Below are 20,222 nucleotides of genomic sequence, written 5' to 3' on the forward strand. Positions count from 1 at the left end.
TGAGGGGATGTGCAGCCTTGCCTTGCGGCCCGGGTGGGTCGGCACGTTACAATGGCGACCTGTTTCCCTGAGCGCGGCGCACCATGAGCAAAGCAGAATCCCATCCCCTGATCGAGCCGTTTCTCGACGCCCTCTGGCTGGAGCGGGGGCTCTCCGACAACACGGTCAGCTCCTATCGCACCGACCTGGAAAAATTTGCCCTCTGGCTCGATGAGCAAGGCTGTTCCCTGCTGCTGGCGGGGCTGGACGACATCCAGCACTACCTCGCCTGGCGGGTGGACCATCAGTTCGCGGCCAGCAGCACGGCCCGTTTCCTCTCGGCCCTGCGCCGCTTCTACCAGTACCTCAATCGCGAGAAGCTGCGCAGCGACGATCCCACCGTGCTGCTGGAGGGGCCAAAGCTCCCCAAAAAGCTGCCATCGGATCTGAGCGAAGCCGAGGTGGAGGCGCTGCTGCAAGCCCCCCTGGTGGACGATCCGCTGGAGCTGCGGGACAAGGCAATGCTCGAGCTGCTCTACGCCACCGGGCTGCGGGTGTCCGAGCTGGTGGGGCTGACCGCCGAACACGTCAGCCTGCGCCAGGGGCTGGTGCGAGTGGTGGGCAAGGGCAACAAGGAGCGCCTGGTCCCCATGGGGGAGGAGGCGGTGCACTGGCTGGAGCGCTACTACCGGGAGGGGCGCCCTCTGCTGCTGGGTGGCACCAGCTCGGACGTGGTGTTCCCCTCCAAGCGGGCCCGGATGATGACCCGCCAGACCTTCTGGCACCGCATCAAGCTCTATGCCCTGAGAGCCGGCATCAGGGGGGAACTCTCCCCCCACACCCTGCGTCACGCCTTCGCCACCCACCTGCTCAATCACGGCGCCGATCTGCGAGTGGTGCAGATGCTGCTGGGCCACGCGGATCTCTCCACCACCCAGATCTATACCCACGTGGCCAACGAGCGGCTCAAGGCACTGCACGGCCAGCACCACCCCAGAGCCTGATCGCCTCACCGGCCTTGCAACAAAAAACCGCCCGAAGGCGGTTTTTTTCAGCACACGACAGGGAGGAAACGGTTATTTCCCCTGCTGGGATTTCAGCAAGTCGCGGATCTCGGTCAGCAGCTCCTGATCTTTGGTGGGGCCGGCCGGGGCAGCGGCTTCCTCTTCCTGCTTCTTCTTCAGGGTGTTGATGGCCTTGAGCCCCATGAAGATGGCGAAGGAGATGATCAGGAAGTCGATACAGGTCTGGATGAACTTGCCGTAGGCGATGACCACGGCAGGGGCATCCCCTTCGGCGGCCTTCAGGGTCACGGCGAGATCGCTGAAATCCACGCCCCCCAGGATCAGCCCGATGGGGGGCATGATCACGTCTCCCACGAAGGAGGAGACAATCTTGCCAAAGGCGGCACCTATGATGATACCGACCGCCATGTCGATCACATTGCCCCTGGATGCAAAGGCCTTGAACTCTTGAATCAGACTCATTTTTCCCCCTAGAAATGGACGACGTGCCACCTGAGCGCACGTCGATTTGAATAATAAAACATCAGCAAAACAGAGGGATGACTAAAGATGTCTCCCGTCGTCCTGATTAGCTTGCGGGGCTCAAGCCCGATTGGCAACCTGTCATCCCGTGATTTTTTCTTGCGGACGTTATTAATCGATCACTAATTAAGGTCTTTGGGAGAGGGAATTGTCTGGGTTACCTTATGAGACCCTTCAATCATGCCAAGTGAATGAGCTGATGCGATATTTACTGCTGGGAATGATGCTGCTGTGCGCTTTTGCGGCCAGCGCGGGGATGGACCCCCATGTGTTGAAACAGACTATAGAGCAGCGCCTCGGTGTGCAGGTCTACCTGGTGGACGAGACCCCCATGCCGGGCCTCTATCTGCTGGGCACGGCCCAGGGACTGCTCTACAGCGATGCCAGGGGAGACTATGTGCTGCAGGGCTCCATGCTGGATCTGGCCCACGACATGAGAAACCTCACCCGGCTCAGCCAGCAGCAGCAACGCAGGCTGGCGCTCTCCCAGATAGGGGAGGCCCGGCTCTGGCTCAAGGCCACCCCTGAACGCCACCGCCTCACCCTGTTTACCGATCTCGCCTGCGGTCCTTGCCGCATCGCGCTGGAGGAGTTGCCCCGCTTGCAGGCGAGGGGCGTGAGCGTGCAACTGCTGCCTGCGCCTGTCGCCGCCTCGGATCAGGCTAGCTGGTGCGATCCCGGTCTGCTGCGCGAACTCAACTTCAGCGATCGTTTGCCTGAGAGCGGCTGTAATGCGATCCTTGCCCATCATATCGGCCTGAGCCAATGGCTCGGGATCAAGGCGTCACCGAGCTGGGTCCTGCCCAATGGCGACCTGGTGCGCGGTTACCAGAGCCCCGAACAACTGCTCAAGATACTGGATCACATCAATGCCCCTGCAAATCCGTCGTCGTCCGCGAGTTGATGATTCCCATCTGCCCGCCACCCTGCACCCGCTGCTTCGCCAGATCTTCGCCAGTCGCGGGGTCGAAGACCCTGCCCTGCTGGAGCGCAGCGCCAACCAGCTGCTGCCGCCCCAGCGTCTGTTCGGCATGGCGCAGGCGGTGCCGCTGCTGGCCGAGGCGCTGACGGCGCAAAAACGCATTCTCATCGTCGGTGACTTCGACTGCGACGGCGCCACCAGTTCGGCCCTGTGCGTGCTGGCTTTGCGCGCCATGGGGGGGCACCACATCGATTTTCTGGTGCCCAACCGATTCGAGTTCGGTTATGGCCTCACCCCGGAGATCGTCGAGCTGGCGGTGGCCCGCGGCGCCGAGTTCCTGATCACGGTGGACAACGGCATCTCCAGCATCGCCGGGGTGGCGGCGGCCAAGGCGGCCGGCATGCAGGTACTGGTTACCGATCACCATTTGCCGGGCCAGGAGCTGCCTGACGCCGACGCGATAGTGAACCCCAACCAGCATGGCTGCGACTTCCCCTCCAAGTCCCTGGCCGGGGTCGGGGTCGCCTTCTATCTGATGGCGGCCCTCAGCACCCATCTGCGCCAGAGCGGCTGGTATGAGCGCCAGGGGCTGCGCGCCCCCAACGTGGCGGATTACCTGGATCTGGTGGCCCTCGGCACCGTGGCCGACGTGGTAGCGCTGGATGGCAACAACCGCATCCTGGTTCATCAGGGGTTGCAGCGGATCCGGGCCGGCCGTTGTCGCCCCGGCATCCAGGCGCTGGTGGATGTGTCGGGCCGCGACGGTCGTCGCCTGTGCGCTGCCGATCTCGGCTTTGCGCTGGGGCCGCGCCTCAACGCGGTGGGCCGGCTCGATGACATGTCCCTCGGGGTCGCCTGTCTGCTCTGTGACGACATCAACCTGGCGCGCCAGTTCGCCTCCGAAATGGACAGCCTCAACCAGGAGCGCAAGGAGATCGAGCAGGGGATGCAGCAGGAGGCGCTCGCCACTTTGGAGCAGATCCGTTTTCGTGACGGCGAGGTGCCCTCCGGCATCGTGCTGCACCGGAACGAGTGGCATCAGGGGGTGGTGGGGCTGGTGGCCTCCAAGGTGAAGGAGAAGTACTACCGCCCGGTCATCGCCTTTGCCGAGAGCAGCGAGACCGAGCTCAAGGGCTCCGGGCGCTCCATCCCGGGGGTGCACCTGCGCGATGCGCTGGAACTGCTCGATACCCGCCACCCCGGCTTGATGGGCAAGTTTGGCGGCCACGCCATGGCGGCCGGGTTGACCCTGCCCAAGGCCAATATCGAGGCCTTCGGCCGGGCCTTCGAGGCGGTCATCGGCGAGCTGGTGACCCCTGAGCTCTTGACCGGGGTGCTGCTCACCGATGGCGAGCTGCTGCCCGACGAGCTCACCCTCGAGCTGGCGGAGCTTATTCGCGCCTCCGGCCCCTGGGGTCAGGCCTTTCCCGAGCCGCTGTTTGACGGGGAATTCGTGCTGGTGCAGCAGCGGCTGGTGGGGGAGAAGCACCTCAAGATGATGCTGACCACGGATTCCGGCCACGCGGTGGATGCCATCGCCTTTGGCGTCGACTTGCAGCGCTGGCCCGATGCCTCGGTGAAGCGGGTGCGGCTGGTCTACCGGCTCGACGTCAACGAGTGGCGCGGCAACCGCAGCGTGCAGCTGCTGGTGGAGCATCTGGAAGCCGCCGGCCTCTGATTCCCGCGAGTCTCTCTTGCTGCCGATGACGGCCACCTCAGGGTGGCCGTTTTTTTATGGTGTGAACCCGGATGTTGTCGTTGACCCGTCTATTGCTTCACAGTTTAAGCTTCCCTTCATCGGGTCACAGACCCCTCAGCGAGTGGTTGTCATGAAAATATCCGAACTGGCCCGGCGCTGCGGCCTGGCCCGCTCCACCCTGCTCTATTACGAGAAACTGGGGGTGATTGCGGGCACGAGGGGCACCAACGGCTATCGCCACTACGACGATGACGATCTGCAGCGGCTGCGGATGGTACAGGCCCTGCAGGCCGGCGGGCTCAGCCTCAAGCAGTGCCTCGCCTGTCTGGCGGGCGAGCTGGAGCAGGCGACACTGGAAGCCCGGGTCAGGGAGCTGGATGAAGAGCTGGCGCGGATGCAACGCGCCCGGGATCTGCTGGCGGATCTCGCCGGTTTGCGTGCGCACTCCGGCGACGAGTTCAAGGCCTGGCAGCAGCAACTGCAGCATCAAGCCCCGCAGGCTTACTTTGCCTGGGTGATGAAGCAGGGATTCAGTGAAAAAGAGCGTTACCACCTGCAGTGGCTCAGCAAAGACATGAATGAACATGAACGTTACATCCGGGATTTCAAGCTGCTGCTGGATGGCATGAGCTATTGGGGGCCGGGCGATATCCTCTTCACCCAGCAGCAATTTGCCGCGCTGCCCAGCCAGCCTCGCCGGATCCTCGACATGGGCTGTGGGCGCGGCGCCGCCACCCTGGCGCTGGCACAGGTGACGGACGCCACCATAGTGGCCATCGATCTGGACGAGGAGGCGCTGGCCGCCGTGGCGAGATCGGCCAGTGCGGCGGGGCTGAGTCAGGTCACTACCCTGTGCGCCAACATGGCGGCGCTGCCGGCGGACCTGGCCCCCGCCGATCTCATCTGGGCCGAGGGGAGCGCCTACACCATAGGGGTGGCCAATGCGCTCAAAGCCTGGCGGGCGCTCCTTGCCGGCCCTGATGCCTGCATCGTGCTGAGCGACCTGGTGTGGCTGACGGACACGCCCCCAGAGGAGGCGCTGGCGTTCTGGCAGCGGGATTATCCCGCCATGCAGACCCTGGCGGGCCTGCTCAAAGCGGTGAAGGAGGCGGGTTATCGCTGCCTGTGGCACACCCCGTTGCCGCAAAGGGCCTGGGACAACTATCTGGATCCCATCGAGCGCAATCTGGCGCGCCACAGTGCCGAGCTGGGGGATAGCCCAGCCTGGCAGGACTTGAGCCGGGAAGTGGCCATCCACCGCCAATACCTGGGCAGCTATGGCTATGTGATCTGCTGCCTGCAGGCAGTCTGATCAGGCCATCCATTGCAAGATAACAAACGGAGAAAACCTATGAACATCATCATTCGGCCCGAAGCAGGCGCCGATCACGACGCCATTGAAGCGCTGACCGTGGCCGCGTTCCTCAATGCCCCCCATACCGATCACAACGAGCAGTTGATCGTGCGTGACCTGCGTCAGGCCGGGGCACTCAGCCTGTCGCTGGTGGCGGAGCTGGCGGGGCAAGTGGTCGGCCACCTCTGCTTCTCGCCGGTGACCATCAGCGATGGCAGCCCGCACTGGTATGGTCTTGGTCCCATTTCGGTCTCTCCCGAGCTGCACGGCAGGGGGCTGGGGTCACGGCTGATGGAGGCTGGTCTGGCCGAGCTCAAGGGGATGGGGGCGGCTGGCTGCGTGGTGCTGGGGGATCCCGGCTTCTACGGCCGTTTCGGTTTCGTGCCCGAGCCGGGGTTGACGCTGCCCGGCGTGCCGCCCGAGTACTTCATGGCCCGCTTGTTCGGCGCTGCCATGCCCAGTGGCGAAGTGCGCTATCACCCGGCCTTCGAGCAGGGGTGAGCCCTCACCTTGAGGAAGATGAAAGTCGCTTTCTCAAGGTGGTGCAACCTTGCCGGTTTTAGGGAATGGGGCGGTGTTTAATATCAACCTTTCTGATATCTCATGGTGGAAAATGCAATAAGTGACGGTATTGTGATATATTCCACCTGTAATTTTTCTTGACGGACAGCCCCCTTGTCATCCTCTCGCCGCCCCTCGTCATGGCCGATGGTGCTTGCCATCGCCTGCCTTCTCTGGCTTGCCGCTGCGGCGGCGGCAGGGGTTGTTGCAACGCCGGGAATGGAGACGCAAGGGCAGGAGCGGCCGATGCTGTTCCATGAGCCAGCGAACCCGGGGCTTGCCGACAACGTCAGCCTGCCGCCGGGCGGCCAGTGGCGGCTTAGCTTCGAGCAGGGTCGACGGTTGGAAGGGGCCGCTCAAGCCGAGCTCTATGAGGTGCTGCTGGCCTGGTTCCAGCACGAGATCCTCGGCCTGCTCTGCGGCCTGCTGTTTTTCCTGCCTCTCATCTATCTCAGGCAGCGGCCCGACTACTTCGGCGCTCTGCACACACGGCGGCTTCGCTGCCACCACCTGCAATATCGCTTCTGCCAGGGCGACTAGGTTCACCAGCCGGGCGCCTGCCCGTTTGATCCCCGTCATTGAGTACCGCTGACCGGGCTGCTCGGCAGTCTGGCGGCTGCCGTGGTCATTCTGGGTGCTGCGCCAGCTCTCTCTGTAAACGTCATCCGTGACGTCATCTTCGCGACTGGCCGTTGGCCGGGCGCGGACGTGCTCTTATTGCAACCAAGTGGTGAACTCATTCATGGACTATTACGTCAATCTCTTCATCCAGTCGATTTTTGTGGAAAACCTGGCGCTGGCCTTCTTCCTTGGCATGTGCACCTTCCTGGCCGTCTCGAAAAACATCAACACCGCCTTCGGTTTGGGCATGACGGTGCTGGTGGTCATGGTGATCGCCATCCCCCTCAACAACCTGATCTACCGCCATATCCTGCGTCCCGAGAGTACCTTCCTCGGGGAGTTTGATCTGGGCTTTCTCGATTTCATCGTCTACATCGGGGTGCTGGCGGCCTTGGTGCAGGTGATGGAGATGGTGCTGGACAAACATTTCCCGGCGCTCCATCACGCGCTCGGCATCTATCTGCCGCTGCTGACGGTGCATTGCGCCATCTTCGGCGGCGTCATGTTCATGGCCCAGCGGGATTACGACTTCATCGAATCCGTGGTCTACGGGGCGGGCTCAGGGCTGGGCTGGCTGCTGGCCATCGTCGCCATTGCGGGATTGCGCCAGAAGATGAAGTATTCGGATGTGCCCGAGGGGCTGCGGGGTATCGGCATTACCTTCATCGTGGCGGGGCTGATGTCCCTCGGCTTCATGTCTTTTTCCGGCATCTCGCTCTGAGCCATGGGCCGGGTGGTGGCCCAATGAAGGTGCTCAATCCAGACGCTTTGCCATGTTGTAGCCCGTGATGGTGAAGCCCAGCGCCTGATAGAGCGCCAGTGCCCTCGGGTTGTCATGGGCCACCCTCAGCTTGATCTGGTGGATGCCTAGGGGGGCGAGCTGCGCCTCCAGGGCGGCCATGGCTGCCTTGCCGAGGCCGCGACCACGATGGGGCGGTGTCACATAGAAGTCGTAGATGAAGGTGGTGCCGGCGGCGGCGTCGATGGCGTGCCAGAGATAGCCCAGAGGCTCGCCCGGCGTGTTCGAGGCTTCAGGTACCATGGCGAGCAGGTGATGACCCGGGGTGGCGACACCCAGTGGCAGGAGCTGCTGCAACGAGGCGTCGGCCTGACGGTGGGCGTCAGGCAGCGCCATCCCGTGGTTGCTGGCAAGATCCTGGGCGTAATCCTCGATGAAGTAGTCGCGATAGGCGTGAAAGTCTGCGTCACGCAGGGGGATCAGGCGAACGGTGAGAGTCGGCATCCGGCACAGCACTCCAGAGAAGAGGAGTGGCCACGTTACGCCAGAACGGCGCCAATCACAAAGGGACAACCGCTGCCTGCGAGGTGACGGCGATAAAAAAAAGAGCGCCCAGAGGCGCTCTTTTTTCTGCCAGCAGGAAAAGAGGCTTATTTGACCTCTTCCCCCTTGGCTTGCAGGTCTGCGTGGTAGGAGGAACGCACGAAGGGACCGCAGGCGGCGTGGCTGAAGCCGAGATCCATGGCCACATCCTTGAGTTCGTCGAACTCTGCGGGCGGCACATAACGCTTCACCGGCAGGTGGTGGCGGCTCGGTTGCAGATACTGGCCCAGGGTCAGCATGTTGACGCCGTGCTCGCGCAGATCCTTGAGCACCTCGACGATCTCCTCGTTGGTCTCGCCAAGGCCCATCATCAGACCGGACTTGGTCGGCACGTGGGGGTGCATCTCCTTGATGCGGCGCAGCAGCTCCAGGGACCACTTGTAGTCGGCGCCCGGACGGGCAACCCGGTACATGCGCGGGGCGGTTTCCAGGTTGTGGTTGAAGACGTCAGGCGGGGTCTCGCGGAACACCTCCAGCGCCTGCTCCATCCGGCCACGGAAGTCCGGGGTCAGGATCTCGATGCGGGTCTGGGGGCTGTGCTCGCGGATCTCGCGGATGCAGTCAGCGAAGTGCTGGGCACCGCCGTCCCGCAGATCGTCGCGGTCCACCGAGGTGATCACCACGTACTTGAGGTTCATCTCCTTGATGGTGAGTGCCAGCTTCTTCGGCTCCTCCGGATCCAGCGGCAACGGACGGCCGTGGGCCACGTCGCAGAAGGGGCATCGGCGGGTACAGATGGCGCCCATGATCATGAAGGTCGCGGTGCCGTGGTTGAAGCACTCCGCCAGGTTGGGGCAGGAAGCCTCTTCACACACAGAGTGCAGCTTGTTTTTGCGCAGGGTGCTCTTGATGTGCTCGATCTTCTGGCTCGACGGCGGCAGCTTGATCCGCATCCACTCCGGCTTGCGCAGCACTTCCTCGTTGGGATCCGGCATGAATTTCACCGGGATCAGGGCCATCTTGTCGCCATCGCGCAGCTTGACGCCCGGCTCCATACGAACGGGTTTGCTCATGATTCACTCTCGGTGTTTGTTATTGTCTGGTTGACGGTCACCAGGGGCCTCGCGGCTCCCTCGTGACCACGGGGCATGGGGTTGCTCATGCCGCCTCTTCGGTATTCGTGATCTCTTGGTAGCCAATCAGGCGGGCCAGCTCCGTCACCAGCAGGGACTGTGCCTCGGCGACGCTCTGCGGGCCGCCCAGGGCGCTGGTCTGGGTCATGGCCATACCCGCATAGCCGCACGGATTGATGCGCAGGAAGGGGGTCATGTCCATGTTGACGTTGAGGGCCAACCCGTGGAACGAGCACCCCTTGCGAATGCGCAAGCCCAGGGACGCCAGCTTGGCCTCCATGCCCAGATCGCTCTTCACGTAGACGCCCGGGGCATCGGCCTTGGCGTAGGCCTCGATATTGCTTTTGGCGAGCGTGTTGATGATGGCGGTTTCGAGGCAGGTCACCAGCTCCCGTACAGAGAGCTTGCTGCGGCGCACATCCACCAGCACGTAGAGCACCAGCTGGCCCGGGCCGTGATAGGTCACCTGGCCGCCGCGATCACTCTGCACCACCGGGATGTTGCCCGGGGCGAGCAGGTGTTCGGCCTTGCCGGCCTGACCCTGGGTGTAGACGGGGTCATGCTCCACCACCCAGAACTCGTCCGGGGTGTCGGGGGTGCGATTGTCGGTGAACGCCTTCATGGCGTCCCACACCGGCTGGTAGGGGCGACGGCCCAGCTGTCTGACGAGCAGTTGGCCGGCTGACGGTTGTGGCTCGGCGGGCGTTTCGAGTGACATCTTTCCTCACTGGCGGCGCGGTGTCGGTACGGTCGCCGCTGCGACCGGGCGGCAAATAATCAGTCGCCCCGGTGGCGGGGCGAGAGAGGCAACTTACAGGACGTAACGAACCAGCTCGATCTTGCCAAGGGCGGTATACATGGCCTCGATGTGTTCCTTGCTCTGGGCGGTGACCGTCACCCGTACCGAGTGATAGTTGCCCTTGGAGCTAGGTTGAACGGTCGGGCTGTAGGTGCCGGGAGCATGTTGCTGCAGCACTTCCACCACCATGTCGGGCAGGGCGGGATCGGCCACGCCAAGCACCTTGAACGGGAACTTGCAGGGGAACTCCAGCAGTTCATCAAACTTGGTATTCATCTACTTCACCTTTCTGGGTCGCCGGGAAGCGACGTCATCTTTACGTCTTTGAGGGCCGCCGAAACGGTCCCCTCATCTGCCCCCAGGGGACAGTTCCCAGTCTATATGGGCATGAGCCGCCTCGGGATCAAGACCCGGCGGTGCGGCAAGACGTGGAAATGCTGCTTTTTACCACAAATCGTCAGTCGGCGGAACCTGCAGATTACAGGGTTATTGACTGGACAGACCGCAAAAGACAGCAGCGGCGCCTGTTGGCGCCGCTGCTTGAGGAAGGGTCTGTTACTTGAACCAGCTGGAGACCAGCATGACCAGGTAATCCCACAGGCGGCTCATCAGGCCACCTTCCTGCACCTCTTCCAGGGCAACCAGGGGAACCTGCTTGATCTCCTTGTCCCCTTGCTTGAGGTACACGGTACCGACGCGCTGGCCCTTGGCCAGGGGCGCCTTCAGCTCGCTCTCCAGCTGGAAGTCCGCCTTGAGGTTGTTGCCCTGGCCACGGGTGACCAGCACGGAGACGTCCTTGTCGACCCCCAGCTTCACTTCCGGCTTGTCGCCCATCCAGATCTTCTGGGTGACCAGTTCGGTGCCCGCCTTGTAGGGGGTCAGGCTCTGGAAGAAGCGGAAGCCGTAGGTGAGCAGCTTCTTGCTCTCGGCGGCGCGGGAGGCCTCGCTGTTGGCCCCCATGACCACGGCGATCAGGCGCATGCCTTCGTTGTTGGTGGCGGAAGAGACCAGGTTGTAGCCGACCTGGCTGACGTGACCTGTCTTGATGCCGTCAACCTGCAGGGATTGGTCCCACAGCAGGCGGTTGCGGTTGTGCTGGGTGATGCCGTTGAACACGAAGGACTTCTGGGAGTAGATCTTGTACTCCTCCGGCTGATCGTGGATCAGGGCCTGACCCAGGCGGGCCATGTCGCGGGCGGTACTGTAGTGGCCCTCTTCATCCAGGCCGTGGGGGTTCTTGAACTGGGAGTCCTTCATGCCGAGCTTGGCGGCCCAGGCGTTCATCAGGCTGGCGAAGGAGTCGGTGCTGCCTGCCAGGTGCTCGGCCATGGCGACGCAGGCGTCGTTGCCGGACTGGATGATGATGCCCTTGTTCAGATCATCGACGGAGACCTGCTTGCCCACCTCGATGAACATCTTGGAGGAGTCGGAGTAGTTCTTGGACCAGGCGTTCTGGCTGATGGTCACCATGTCGGTGCCCTTGATGTTCCCCTTGTGCAGCTCGTCGCCGACGATGTAGGAGGTCATCATCTTGGTCAGGCTGGCGGGGGGCAGACGCTCGTCGGCGTTCTGCTCGGCCAGCACCTGGCCGGAGAAGTAGTCGATCAGAATGTGGGCCTTGGCGGAGATCTCGGGCGCGGCAGGCACCACCATGGGGGCGCTGTTCAAAGTGGGGACCGGCTGGGCACTCGGCAGGGCCGAATCCGGGGTCGGAACAGGCTGGTTGGCCTGAGCGGTGGCGCTTAACAGGGAGGCCAGAATAACGGAGCGGGCAAATTTGGACATCTTGAAATTCCTGGTGCCTGGATGGGATGTACCCAAGTTGAAAAAAAGCGGGCCCCACTATACCAGATGTGCGTGTCGGTCATAGTCCGAGATGCGACCTGGACGGGATTTTATGGGATGGCCCCCGACCTCGCGTCGTATCCCGGCGCGAGGTCGGGGCGGGCATCAGGGCACGATGAAGGCCTGCTCCAACCCACCCTGGCGGATCTGCTCGAGCAGGGGGGCCTGCTTGTCGCTGGCCACGGGTCCGAGCAGGACGCGGAAGACGGCGCCGTGCGCCACCACCTGGTACGGCACGCCATAGCGCTGGGTCATCACCTTGCCCATGGCCTCGGCCCGCGCCTGCGAGCCGCTGGCAAGCACCTGGATCATCTTGCCCTGGGTCGCACCGGCCTTGGGAGGGGAGACGGTGGTGGTCGCCGTGGTGGCAGGAGCAGGCGCGGCCTTGGCCGGTGCCGTGGGGGCCGGCGCCTCGTTGACGAAGGAATTGACGGCTGGCGCCGCAGGCTCCATGGGCGTCATCGGGGTCATGGGGACCATCTCCACCATCTGATCCGGCTGATCGGTGATGAGTTCGAGGCGCACCCGGGCCTCACCCCCTTCCACCATCTCCAGCTGCGCGGCGGCGGCGTGGGAGAGATCGATGAGGCGATCGCTGCCGAAGGGGCCGCGATCATTGACGCGAACTATGGTCTCCAGACCGTTGTCCAGATTGGTGACCCGCACGTAGCTTGGCAGGGGCAGGTTGCGGTGGGCGGCGCTGAACAGGGTGCTGTCCTGCACGTCGCCGTTGGCAGTCTTGTTGCCGTCCAGATCCCGGGAGAGCCAGCTGGCAGTGCCTTCCTCGCTGTAGTGCTTGATGTCGCGCCACACCTCAAACTTCTGCTTGCCGATCCAGTAGTCCCGGTTGCCGCTCTCGCTCATGGGTTCGGGGCGGGGAATGGCGCCGGTCGCCTGGGGGATTTCGATGACCTGGGGCTTCTCCTGGGGGACGGGCTCTGGCGGCAGCGGCTGGGGTTCGGGTTGGCTGCTACAGGCGGCCAGCAACAAGGTCAGGCTGAGGGGAAGAAGTTTGTGGCTGTAATGCATAAGCGTCCTGGATTGCTTGACTGAGTTGATGCACCGCCATCGCATAGAGAGGGCTGCGATTGTAGCGGGTGATCACGTAAAAATTGTGGCGCGCGACCCAGTATTCCGGTCCTTCGGCCTGCTCCATCGCCAGCAGTTTTACCGGCGTCTCGGGTGACGGCGGTGTGGCGACTTCAATGCCCGCAGCGGCCAGCTCTGCCCAGCGGTGTCTGAGCTCGGGCTCGGGTGCAAGCAGGGTACCTACTGGCGCCAATCCGATCAAGGCGGGCTCCACCACCGGCTCGCCCCAGCGCCAGTGGTGCAGGGCGAAGTAGTTGGCCACGCTGCCGATGGCATCTGCCGGGTTGGCGAAGAGATCCCGCTTGCCGTCTCCGTCGAAGTCGACCGCGTAGTGGCGGTAGCTGGAGGGCATGAACTGGCCCATGCCCATGGCGCCGGCATAGGAGCCCTTGAGGGCGGTGAGCGGCCACTTCTCTTCCCGGGCAAGCAGCACCAGCTGGGCAAACTCCTTGGCGAAGAAATCCGCCCGTTCGGGGTAGTGGAATCCCAGGGTGTAAAGGCTGTCGAGCACCGGATGGCGGCCCATCTGTCGACCGTAAAAGGTCTCGATGCCGATGATGGCGACGATGAGGGAGGCGGGGACCTGGTAGGTCTGCTCGGCCCGTGCCAGGGTGGCGGCATGGCGCTGCCAGAATCCCACTCCGTCCCGGATGCGCTCCGGGGTGACGAACAGCGGCCGGTAGCGGTGCCAGGGCTTGGCTTCCCAGGGGCGGCGGATGGTGTCCAGCACCTCCTGGCGCAGGCTGGCCTGGGCGGCGGCGGCCTGCAATTCTGCCAGCGGCACCTGCTGCTGCTCGGCCAGCAGGCTGAGCCGGGCCGGCGAGACGGCAGCACCCGCCGTCAGGGTGCACAGAGATAGAGCCAGCCAGCCGAGCCGCATCAGGCGAGCAGCCGCCTGTGGGTCTGGATGGACATCAGAACGCCGAAGCCCGCCATCAAGGTCACCATGGAGGTGCCGCCGTAGCTCACCAGTGGCAGGGGCACCCCTACCACCGGCAGGATGCCGCTTACCATGCCCATGTTGACGAACACATAGACGAAGAAGGTCAGGGTCAGGGCGCCCCCCAGCAGGCGTTCGAAGCTGTTCTGGGCCTGCATGGAGATAAACAGGCAGCGGCTGATGATGTAGAGGTAGATGACCAGCAAGAGGGCCACTCCCACCAGACCGAACTCCTCGCTGAATACGGCGAAAATGAAGTCGGTGTGGCGCTCTGGCAGGAATTCGAGCTGGGACTGGGTGCCTTGCAGCCACCCCTTGCCGAACACGCCGCCGGAGCCGATCGCAATCTTGGACTGGATGATGTGATAGCCGCGACCGAGCGGGTCCTTCTCCGGGTCCAGCAGCATCAGCACCCGCTGGCGCTGGTAGTCGTGCATCAGGAAGAACCAGAGTACCGGCATGAAGGCGCAGATGAGCAAGACCGCGAGCCCGATGAGCCACCAGCTGATCCCCGCCAGGAAGATGACGAAGAAGCCGGAAGCGGCCACCAGGATGGAGGTGCCGAGATCGGGTTGGGCCGCGATCAGCAGGGTGGGCAGCAGCACCATCACCAGGGCGATCATCACATGGCTGAACTTTGGCGGCAGGGAGTGCCGGCTGAGCCAGGCGGCCACCATGATGGGCATGGAGAGTTTCATCACCTCGGAGGGCTGGAACTTCATGAAGCCGAGATCGAGCCAGCGCTGGGCCCCCTTTCCGATATGGCCGAACACGTCCACCGCGATGAGCAGCAGCACCACCACCGCAAACAGGGGCACCGACCAGCGGGCATAGAGGGAGGGCGGCAGCTGTGCCATGCCGATCATCAGACCGAAGGCCAGGGCGCCGCGCACCAGCTGGCGCACGATGGAGTCGAGATCCTGGCCCGAGGCGGAGTAGAGCACCACCATGGAGAGGGCCATCAGGGTCAGCAGGCCGAGCAGCAGCGGCAGGTCGATGTGCAGCTTGTACCAGATGCTCTGCTGGCGGGCAGAATTACTCATTGGGAAACGACCTCACTCGGTTGGGACGGCTTTTCCGGTGCCGGTGGCAACTGGGGTTCCGGCGGCAGCAGATAGGCATCCAGCATGTGGCGGGCGACCGGTGCCGCCATGGCGCTGCCGCCCCCGGCGTTCTCCAGCACCAGGGCGACCACCGCCTTGGGTGCCTCGAAGGGGGCGAAGGCGACGAACAGGGCGTTGTCGCGGTGCTCCACCTTGGTGGTGGCCGCGTTGTAGACCTGGTTCTCTTTCAGGCCCACCACCTGGGCGGTGCCGGACTTGCCCGCCGCCTTGTAGGGGGTATTGGCGAAGGCGCGGCGCCCCGTCCCTTCGTGGCCGTTGATGACGCGCCACATGCCGTCCTTGGCCACCTGCCAGTAGGTATCGCTCTTGGCGGCGATGGCCACGTTCGGGTTGATGGGGGCGTTGACCACGCCATCGGAGGAGGCGGTGCTCTTGAGCAGGTGCGGCGTCACGTCGTGACCGTTCTGGGTCAGGATGCTGATGGCCTTGGCGAGCTGGATCGGGGTGGCGCTCCAGTAGCCCTGGCCGATGCCGATGGAGATGGTGTCCCCCTGGTACCAGGGTTGACGCCAGCGGGCCATCTTCCAGTCCCGGGAGGGCATGACGCCCCGGGTCTCTTCATAGAGGTCCACGCCGCTGTACTGGCCGAAGCCGAACTTGGTCATGTAGCTGTTGATCTTGTCGATGCCGACCCGGTAGGCGAGATCGTAGAAATAGGTATCCGCCGATACTTCGATGGCACGATAGACGTCGAGCCAGCCGTGGCCCCAGCGGCGCCAGTCCCGGAACTTCTTGGTGGTGCCCGGGATGGAGAAGCTGGGCCCGCCGAAGTAGCGGTAATTGGGGGTGATCGCCCCCTCGTTGAGCCCCATCACCGCCATCATGGGCTTGACGGTGGAGGCGGGGGCATAGATGCCCTGGGTGGTGCGGTTGACCAGCGGCCGGGCGGGATCGTTGAGCAGCGCCGAGTAGTTGGCGCTGGAGATGCCGGTCACGAACAGGTTGGGGTCGTAGCTCGGGCTCGACTCCATGGCCAGGATGGCGCCGGTGTTGGGCTCCATCATCACGATGGCGCCCCGGCGGCCGGCCAGCAGCTCCTGGGCTTTCAACTGCAGGCGGATGTCGATGTTGAGGTAGATGTCCTTGCCGGGCTCGGGGGGCTGGAATTTCAGGGTGCGCACTACCCGGCCGCGGTTGTTCACCTCGACCTCCTGATAACCCGCCACGCCGTGCAGCTGATCCTCGTAGTACTTCTCCACCCCCTGTTTGCCGATGTCCTTGGTGGCGGCATAGTTGGCGAGCTTCTCCTCCTTCTCGAGGCGCTCCACGTCACGGGTGTTGATCTTGGCCACGTAGCCCAGGGCATGGGTCAGGGTATCGCCGAACGGGTAGTAGCGCTTGAGGTAGGCCTCGATGCTGGCCCCCGGGTAGTTGTGCTGGTTGACCGAGAAGAGGGCGACCTGGTATTCGGTCAGCTTCTCGAACAGGGGCACGGGCTTGAAGCGGCGCTGACGTTTGACCTCGGCCAGGAACTTCTCCTTGGTCCCCTCCGGCAGGGCCAGCAGGGTGATGAGGTCGTCCGCGGTCTTCTCCAGGTTCTCGGTCTCTTCGGGCACGATCTCCAGGCTGTAGACAGGGCGGTTTTCCGCCAGCAGGACACCGTTGGCGTCGTAGATGAGGCCACGGGGCGGCGCCACCGGTACCACACGGATGCGGTTGTCGTTGGATCGGGTCTGATAAGTTTCGTAAGACTCTACTTGCAGGTAGTAGAGGTTAGCCAGCAGCACCAGCATGAGGGTGACCATGCCGATGTAGGCGACCAGGGTGCGCCGGAAGAACAGACGTCCCTCGGCACTGTGATCGCGCATTTCAATGCGATTCTTCAGCATGCCGTTACCTTGTGGCTGACGTGCGGGTGAGAGAGGAGAAATGCATGCTCAGGGTCGGCATGGGTCACTCTCTGTGATAAGGGTGATTGGTGGTGATGCTCCAGGCGCGATAGAGGCTCTCGGCCACCAGTACCCGCACCAGGGGATGGGGCAGGGTCAGGGGCGAGAGCGACCAGCTCTGTTCCGCGGCAGCCTTGCACTCGGGGGAAAGCCCCTCCGGGCCACCCACCAGCAGCGCCACGTCCCGGCCATCCAGCTTCCAGGCTTCCAGTTGCACGGCGAGCTGCTCCGTGGTCCAGGGCTTGCCCGGAATGTCCAGGGTCACGATGCGGGAGCGGCCGGCGGCGGCCAGCATGGCTTCCCCTTCCTTTTGCAGGATGCGGGGAATGTCGGCATTCTTGCCGCGCTTGCCTGCGCCGATCTCGACCAGCTCGAACGGCATGTCTTTGGGGAAGCGGCGACGGTACTCTTCGAAGCCATGCTCTACCCAGGCAGGCATCTTGGTGCCCACGGCAATCAACTGGATCTTCATCTTTGGTTACGCTGTCGCCCTTTATTGCGAATTGACCTGGGCGGCGCCGCTCCAGAGTTTTTCCAGCTGGTAGAAGTCGCGGTACTCATCCTGCATCACGTGGACGATGACCGACCCCATGTCCACCAGCACCCACTCACCGGTGAGTTCCCCTTCCACGCTCAGCAGGTCGAGCCCCGCATGACGGGCCTCGCTGGCGAGGTTGTGGGCGATGGCACTGACGTGACGATTGGAGTTGCCGGAGCAGATGATCATGGTGTCCGTGATGCTGGATTTGCCGCGCACATCGAGGGTGATGATGTCGCGGCCTTTCATGTCATCGATCTTGTCGACGATAAAGGCGAGCAATTCTTGGCCTTGCAATGTCTTCTCCTATCTTCCGGCGCCAGAGGGCGGCGGATTATATCATGGTCACTCCCGTTTCCCAGCCTGGCAAAGGGAGTGTCGCCGGGGGAGCCGTCCCGTGGGGGAGGGGCCCCTTGACGATCACTATAGTGTGCAACCCGGCCTGGCAATAGTCAGGGCCGGGCCCGGTGCGCCCGGACGTGTCGGCTGACCCGCCTGCGTGGCGCCGTTTACTGCGTTGCCGATGAGCGGTAGAGCCCGTGGCGCCGGATATAGTCGGCGACCGGGTTGGGCAGCAGGTATTTGGGATCCTGGCCTGCCGCGAGCAGGGCACGCAGGCGTGTGGCCGACAGCTCGACCGGCAGATTGTCACAAAGCCAGACATGACCGTGGCGCTGGCGATGGAGATCCTGAATGTCCCGGGTCTGGTGGCGGGCCAGCAGCTCGGCAACCTGGACGGGATAATCCGGTTGCCAGCCTGGGCGGCAGCTCACCACTAGATGGGCGTAATCGAGCAACTCCTGCCAGCGGTGCCAGCCCGGCAGGCCGAGCAGGGAATCCATCCCCATCAAAAAGCAGAGCGGGGTGTCCGGCAGCTCGCTCCTCAATTCGACAAGGGTGTCGATGGTCCAGGAGGGAGTGTCGCGCCTGAGCTCCCGCTCATCCACCACGAATCCCGGGTTGTCCGCCGCAGCCAGCGCGACCATGGCGAGACGCTGCTCGCTGGAACAGAGCGGATTGGCCCGGTGGGGCGGGATATGGTTCGGGAGCAGGCGCACCTCGGCCAGACCCAGGGCGTCCCGGGCCTCGATGGCGGGCCTCAGGTGGCCGATGTGAATGGGATCGAAGGTGCCGCCGAGGATCCCGATGGGCGGTGTCAGCATGATTCCGTCTCCAGCAGGGGGAGCGGGGTACCGTCACGAAAGCCGAGGGCGATGGTTTGCAGCATCAGCCAGGCCTGCTCGGTGTCGAAATGGCGCTGGGCATGGTCCAGCTGGGCCATCAGTTGCCAGAGCTGCCGGATCTTGGGGAAGGGAAGCCGGGTCAGCGCCTGCTGGATGAGCTGCTGGCGACTCTGCCAGATGCGCAGGCGGCTGAAATGCTCCACCAGGGGCTGTCCGGCGCGGGCGGCCAGCGCCAGCTCGGTGAGCTGCTCCAGTTCGCGGCACAGGGTCCAAGCCAGCATGCCGGGTTCGGTGCCCTCGGCGCGCAGGGCCAGCAGGATGCGCTGGGCCCGGTTCACCTTTCCTTCCAGCAGGGTATCGACGAGCTGGAAGGGGGTGAAGTGGGCGTGGCGGATGATGGTCTCCTGCAGATAGGCGACGCTGATGGGCTGGGGCGGCGAGAGCAGGGTCAGCTTCTCGATCTCTTGGCTCGCGGCCAGCAGGTTGCCCTCGTAGGCGTGGCACATGAAGTTGACCGCATCCGGCAGCGCCTTGAGGCCGAAGCGCTGAAAGCGGGCGCTCATCCAGCGCGGGAAGAAGCGGGGTTCGGGGTGGTTGACCGGCACATAGGTGCCGCTCTGGCTCAGCTTGTCGAACCAGGCCGCCTTCATCTGGGTCTGGTTGAGGCGGGGGCCCGAGAGCACCAGCAGCAGGTCGGGGTGGAGCTGCTTGCCAATGTCGCTGATGCGGGCGGCGAGATCCTTGTCGATCTTGGCGGGCAGCTCCAGCTCGATGATCTGGCGGGCCGAGAACAGGCTCATGGCCTGGCAGGCATCGTAGACCTGGTTCCAGTCCAGCCCCTGTTCCACCACGAAGCTGTGGCGCTCATCGAAGCCCTGTTTGCGTGCCACCTGACGCACGGCGTCGACGGCTTCCAGCTTGAGCAGGGGCTCGTCCCCAAAAATGAGATAGCAGGGCTTGAGCCCTGCCTTGAGATGATCCGCGAGTTGTTCAGGGTAAATCCGCATCAGAACCTGGCCTGGTTGAGGGGGAAGGATGCACGGTCGATGGCTTGCTCATTTTTGAACAGGAGATCGTCCCCAAAAATGAGATAGCAGGGCTTGAACCCTGCCTTGAGGTGATCCGCAAACTGCTCGGGATAGACTCTCATCAACACCCTCTCATCAAGATACGCGCATCAGAACTTGACCTGACTGAGCTGGCGAATAACCAGGTTGGCGGCCTGCTCCTGCATCTCCTTGCCCAGCTGCTCCTGCTCGCGGGAGGAGGCGAGTGCCGCATCCGGCTTGTTCAGGAAGCTGCGGTTGAAGGTGATGGGGAAGACCTGGGTCGGTTTGCCCGGCATGACCACGGTGAACTGGGTGCTGTAACTGAGCAGGTATTCGCGGTCCTGGCCGATGGAGTCGACGGAGGCGACCTGGCTGCGGCTACGAACCCCGGCCAGGGTCAGCACCGGGATGCCCTCCTTGTCGGCGAGTTCGACGCCAGCGGCCTTGAGACGGGTGGTGACCAGTCGGTAGAAGTCGCTCTTGTTGTCACCGACCACTTTCATGGTCATCAGCTCGGGGGGAATGGCGGTGCCCCGCATCTGAAAACCGCAGGCCTGCAGCAGCAGTCCTGCCAGCACGATGGCCATCCAGCGCGTGAAGATGGTGCCCATAAAAAATCCTCTTTGCATGAAGGGAAGAGCGGCGGGCGCAGGGCCCGCCGTCATCA

22 protein-coding genes and 1 pseudogene are annotated in these 20,222 nt (G+C 63.6%); 7 read left to right on the forward strand and 16 right to left on the reverse strand.

Annotated features, from left to right (window positions below; translation table 11 throughout):
- The first annotated feature begins 83 nt into the window (after positions 1-83).
- Positions 84-983, forward strand: a complete 900-nt coding sequence (gene xerD, locus AB5Y53_RS16370) for a site-specific tyrosine recombinase XerD (protein WP_213319641.1) — start codon at positions 84-86, stop codon at positions 981-983.
- Between the two features lie 72 nt (positions 984-1,055).
- On the opposite strand, the gene mscL is transcribed toward xerD, so the two are convergent.
- Entirely contained in the window at positions 1,056-1,466 is a 411-nt protein-coding gene (gene mscL / locus AB5Y53_RS16375) for a large-conductance mechanosensitive channel protein MscL (protein WP_010673746.1), read from the reverse strand.
- Positions 1,467-1,725: 259 nt separating this feature from the next.
- On the opposite strand from mscL, the gene AB5Y53_RS16380 reads away from it, so the two are divergent.
- From AB5Y53_RS16380 to nqrE, 6 genes are all read left to right on the forward strand, one after another.
- Positions 1,726-2,430: a disulfide isomerase DsbC N-terminal domain-containing protein gene (locus AB5Y53_RS16380; RefSeq protein WP_039041117.1), complete on the forward strand. Its 705-nt coding sequence runs from the start codon at positions 1,726-1,728 to the stop codon at positions 2,428-2,430.
- Entirely contained in the window at positions 2,396-4,126 is a 1,731-nt protein-coding gene (gene recJ, locus AB5Y53_RS16385; RefSeq protein ID WP_368182577.1) for a single-stranded-DNA-specific exonuclease RecJ, read from the forward strand. The genes AB5Y53_RS16380 and recJ overlap by 35 nt, the downstream gene beginning before the upstream one ends.
- A 151-nt stretch (positions 4,127-4,277) precedes the next feature.
- On the forward strand, positions 4,278-5,459 hold the full coding sequence (locus tag AB5Y53_RS16390; RefSeq protein WP_368182578.1) for a MerR family transcriptional regulator: 1,182 nt from the start codon (positions 4,278-4,280) through the stop codon (positions 5,457-5,459).
- A 39-nt stretch (positions 5,460-5,498) separates the two neighbouring features.
- Complete coding sequence (locus tag AB5Y53_RS16395) at positions 5,499-6,002, forward strand: GNAT family N-acetyltransferase (protein ID WP_368182579.1); 504 nt, start codon at positions 5,499-5,501, stop codon at positions 6,000-6,002.
- Between the two features lie 306 nt (positions 6,003-6,308).
- Positions 6,309-6,602: a hypothetical protein gene (locus tag AB5Y53_RS16400; protein ID WP_113977477.1), complete on the forward strand. Its 294-nt coding sequence runs from the start codon at positions 6,309-6,311 to the stop codon at positions 6,600-6,602.
- Positions 6,603-6,804: 202 nt separating this feature from the next.
- On the forward strand, positions 6,805-7,404 hold the full coding sequence (nqrE, locus tag AB5Y53_RS16405; RefSeq protein WP_010673752.1) for an NADH:ubiquinone reductase (Na(+)-transporting) subunit E: 600 nt from the start codon (positions 6,805-6,807) through the stop codon (positions 7,402-7,404).
- Between the two features lie 33 nt (positions 7,405-7,437).
- Here nqrE and AB5Y53_RS16410 read toward each other — a convergent pair whose 3' ends face one another.
- The 15 genes and pseudogenes from AB5Y53_RS16410 to lptE all read right to left on the reverse strand — a co-directional run bounded on the left by AB5Y53_RS16410 (position 7,438) and on the right by lptE (position 20,166).
- Complete coding sequence (locus AB5Y53_RS16410) at positions 7,438-7,926, reverse strand: GNAT family N-acetyltransferase (RefSeq protein WP_368182581.1); 489 nt, start codon at positions 7,924-7,926, stop codon at positions 7,438-7,440.
- 146 nt (positions 7,927-8,072) lie between these two features.
- Positions 8,073-9,038, reverse strand: a complete 966-nt coding sequence (gene lipA, locus AB5Y53_RS16415) for a lipoyl synthase (RefSeq protein WP_039041111.1) — start codon at positions 9,036-9,038, stop codon at positions 8,073-8,075.
- A gap of 85 nt (positions 9,039-9,123) precedes the next feature.
- Positions 9,124-9,816, reverse strand: a complete 693-nt coding sequence (gene lipB / locus AB5Y53_RS16420) for a lipoyl(octanoyl) transferase LipB (protein ID WP_010673755.1) — start codon at positions 9,814-9,816, stop codon at positions 9,124-9,126.
- A 93-nt stretch (positions 9,817-9,909) separates the two neighbouring features.
- Positions 9,910-10,173 (reverse strand): DUF493 family protein YbeD, encoded by a 264-nt coding sequence (gene ybeD, locus AB5Y53_RS16425; RefSeq protein ID WP_010673756.1) that lies wholly within the window; start codon positions 10,171-10,173, stop codon positions 9,910-9,912.
- 279 nt (positions 10,174-10,452) lie between these two features.
- Entirely contained in the window at positions 10,453-11,682 is a 1,230-nt protein-coding gene (locus AB5Y53_RS16430; RefSeq protein ID WP_010673757.1) for a D-alanyl-D-alanine carboxypeptidase family protein, read from the reverse strand.
- A gap of 165 nt (positions 11,683-11,847) precedes the next feature.
- Positions 11,848-12,771: a septal ring lytic transglycosylase RlpA family protein gene (locus tag AB5Y53_RS16435; RefSeq protein WP_368182582.1), complete on the reverse strand. Its 924-nt coding sequence runs from the start codon at positions 12,769-12,771 to the stop codon at positions 11,848-11,850.
- Positions 12,713-13,711 (reverse strand): lytic murein transglycosylase B, encoded by a 999-nt coding sequence (gene mltB / locus AB5Y53_RS16440; RefSeq protein ID WP_368182584.1) that lies wholly within the window; start codon positions 13,709-13,711, stop codon positions 12,713-12,715. The genes AB5Y53_RS16435 and mltB overlap by 59 nt, the downstream gene beginning before the upstream one ends.
- On the reverse strand, positions 13,711-14,814 hold the full coding sequence (gene rodA, locus AB5Y53_RS16445; RefSeq protein WP_010673760.1) for a rod shape-determining protein RodA: 1,104 nt from the start codon (positions 14,812-14,814) through the stop codon (positions 13,711-13,713). The genes mltB and rodA overlap by 1 nt, the downstream gene beginning before the upstream one ends.
- Positions 14,811-16,724, reverse strand: coding sequence for a penicillin-binding protein 2 (mrdA, locus tag AB5Y53_RS16450; RefSeq protein WP_010673761.1), 1,914 nt, complete (start codon positions 16,722-16,724; stop codon positions 14,811-14,813). Before mrdA ends, rodA begins: the two co-directional genes overlap by 4 nt.
- A gap of 64 nt (positions 16,725-16,788) precedes the next feature.
- Positions 16,789-17,256: a 23S rRNA (pseudouridine(1915)-N(3))-methyltransferase RlmH gene (rlmH, locus tag AB5Y53_RS16455; RefSeq protein WP_005298242.1), complete on the reverse strand. Its 468-nt coding sequence runs from the start codon at positions 17,254-17,256 to the stop codon at positions 16,789-16,791.
- Between the two features lie 21 nt (positions 17,257-17,277).
- Positions 17,278-17,619, reverse strand: coding sequence for a ribosome silencing factor (gene rsfS, locus AB5Y53_RS16460; protein WP_010673762.1), 342 nt, complete (start codon positions 17,617-17,619; stop codon positions 17,278-17,280).
- 212 nt (positions 17,620-17,831) lie between these two features.
- Positions 17,832-18,485 carry a nicotinate-nucleotide adenylyltransferase gene (nadD, locus tag AB5Y53_RS16465; protein ID WP_104455452.1) on the reverse strand — a complete coding sequence of 218 codons (654 nt, stop codon included), beginning with the start codon at positions 18,483-18,485 and terminating at the stop codon, positions 17,832-17,834.
- A complete protein-coding gene (gene holA / locus AB5Y53_RS16470; RefSeq protein ID WP_039041105.1) occupies positions 18,479-19,513 on the reverse strand; it encodes a DNA polymerase III subunit delta in 1,035 nt (344 codons plus the stop codon). Before holA ends, nadD begins: the two co-directional genes overlap by 7 nt.
- A 35-nt stretch (positions 19,514-19,548) precedes the next feature.
- Positions 19,549-19,656 (reverse strand): annotated as a pseudogene (locus AB5Y53_RS16475) (DNA polymerase III subunit delta); the annotation flags it as partial.
- A gap of 27 nt (positions 19,657-19,683) precedes the next feature.
- On the reverse strand, positions 19,684-20,166 hold the full coding sequence (gene lptE, locus AB5Y53_RS16480) for an LPS assembly lipoprotein LptE (RefSeq protein WP_043153202.1): 483 nt from the start codon (positions 20,164-20,166) through the stop codon (positions 19,684-19,686).
- Positions 20,167-20,222 lie beyond the last annotated feature (56 nt).

Origin of the sequence: Aeromonas sp. R7-5, assembly GCF_040908015.1 — a bacterium.
GTDB lineage: Bacteria > Pseudomonadota > Gammaproteobacteria > Enterobacterales > Aeromonadaceae > Aeromonas > Aeromonas caviae.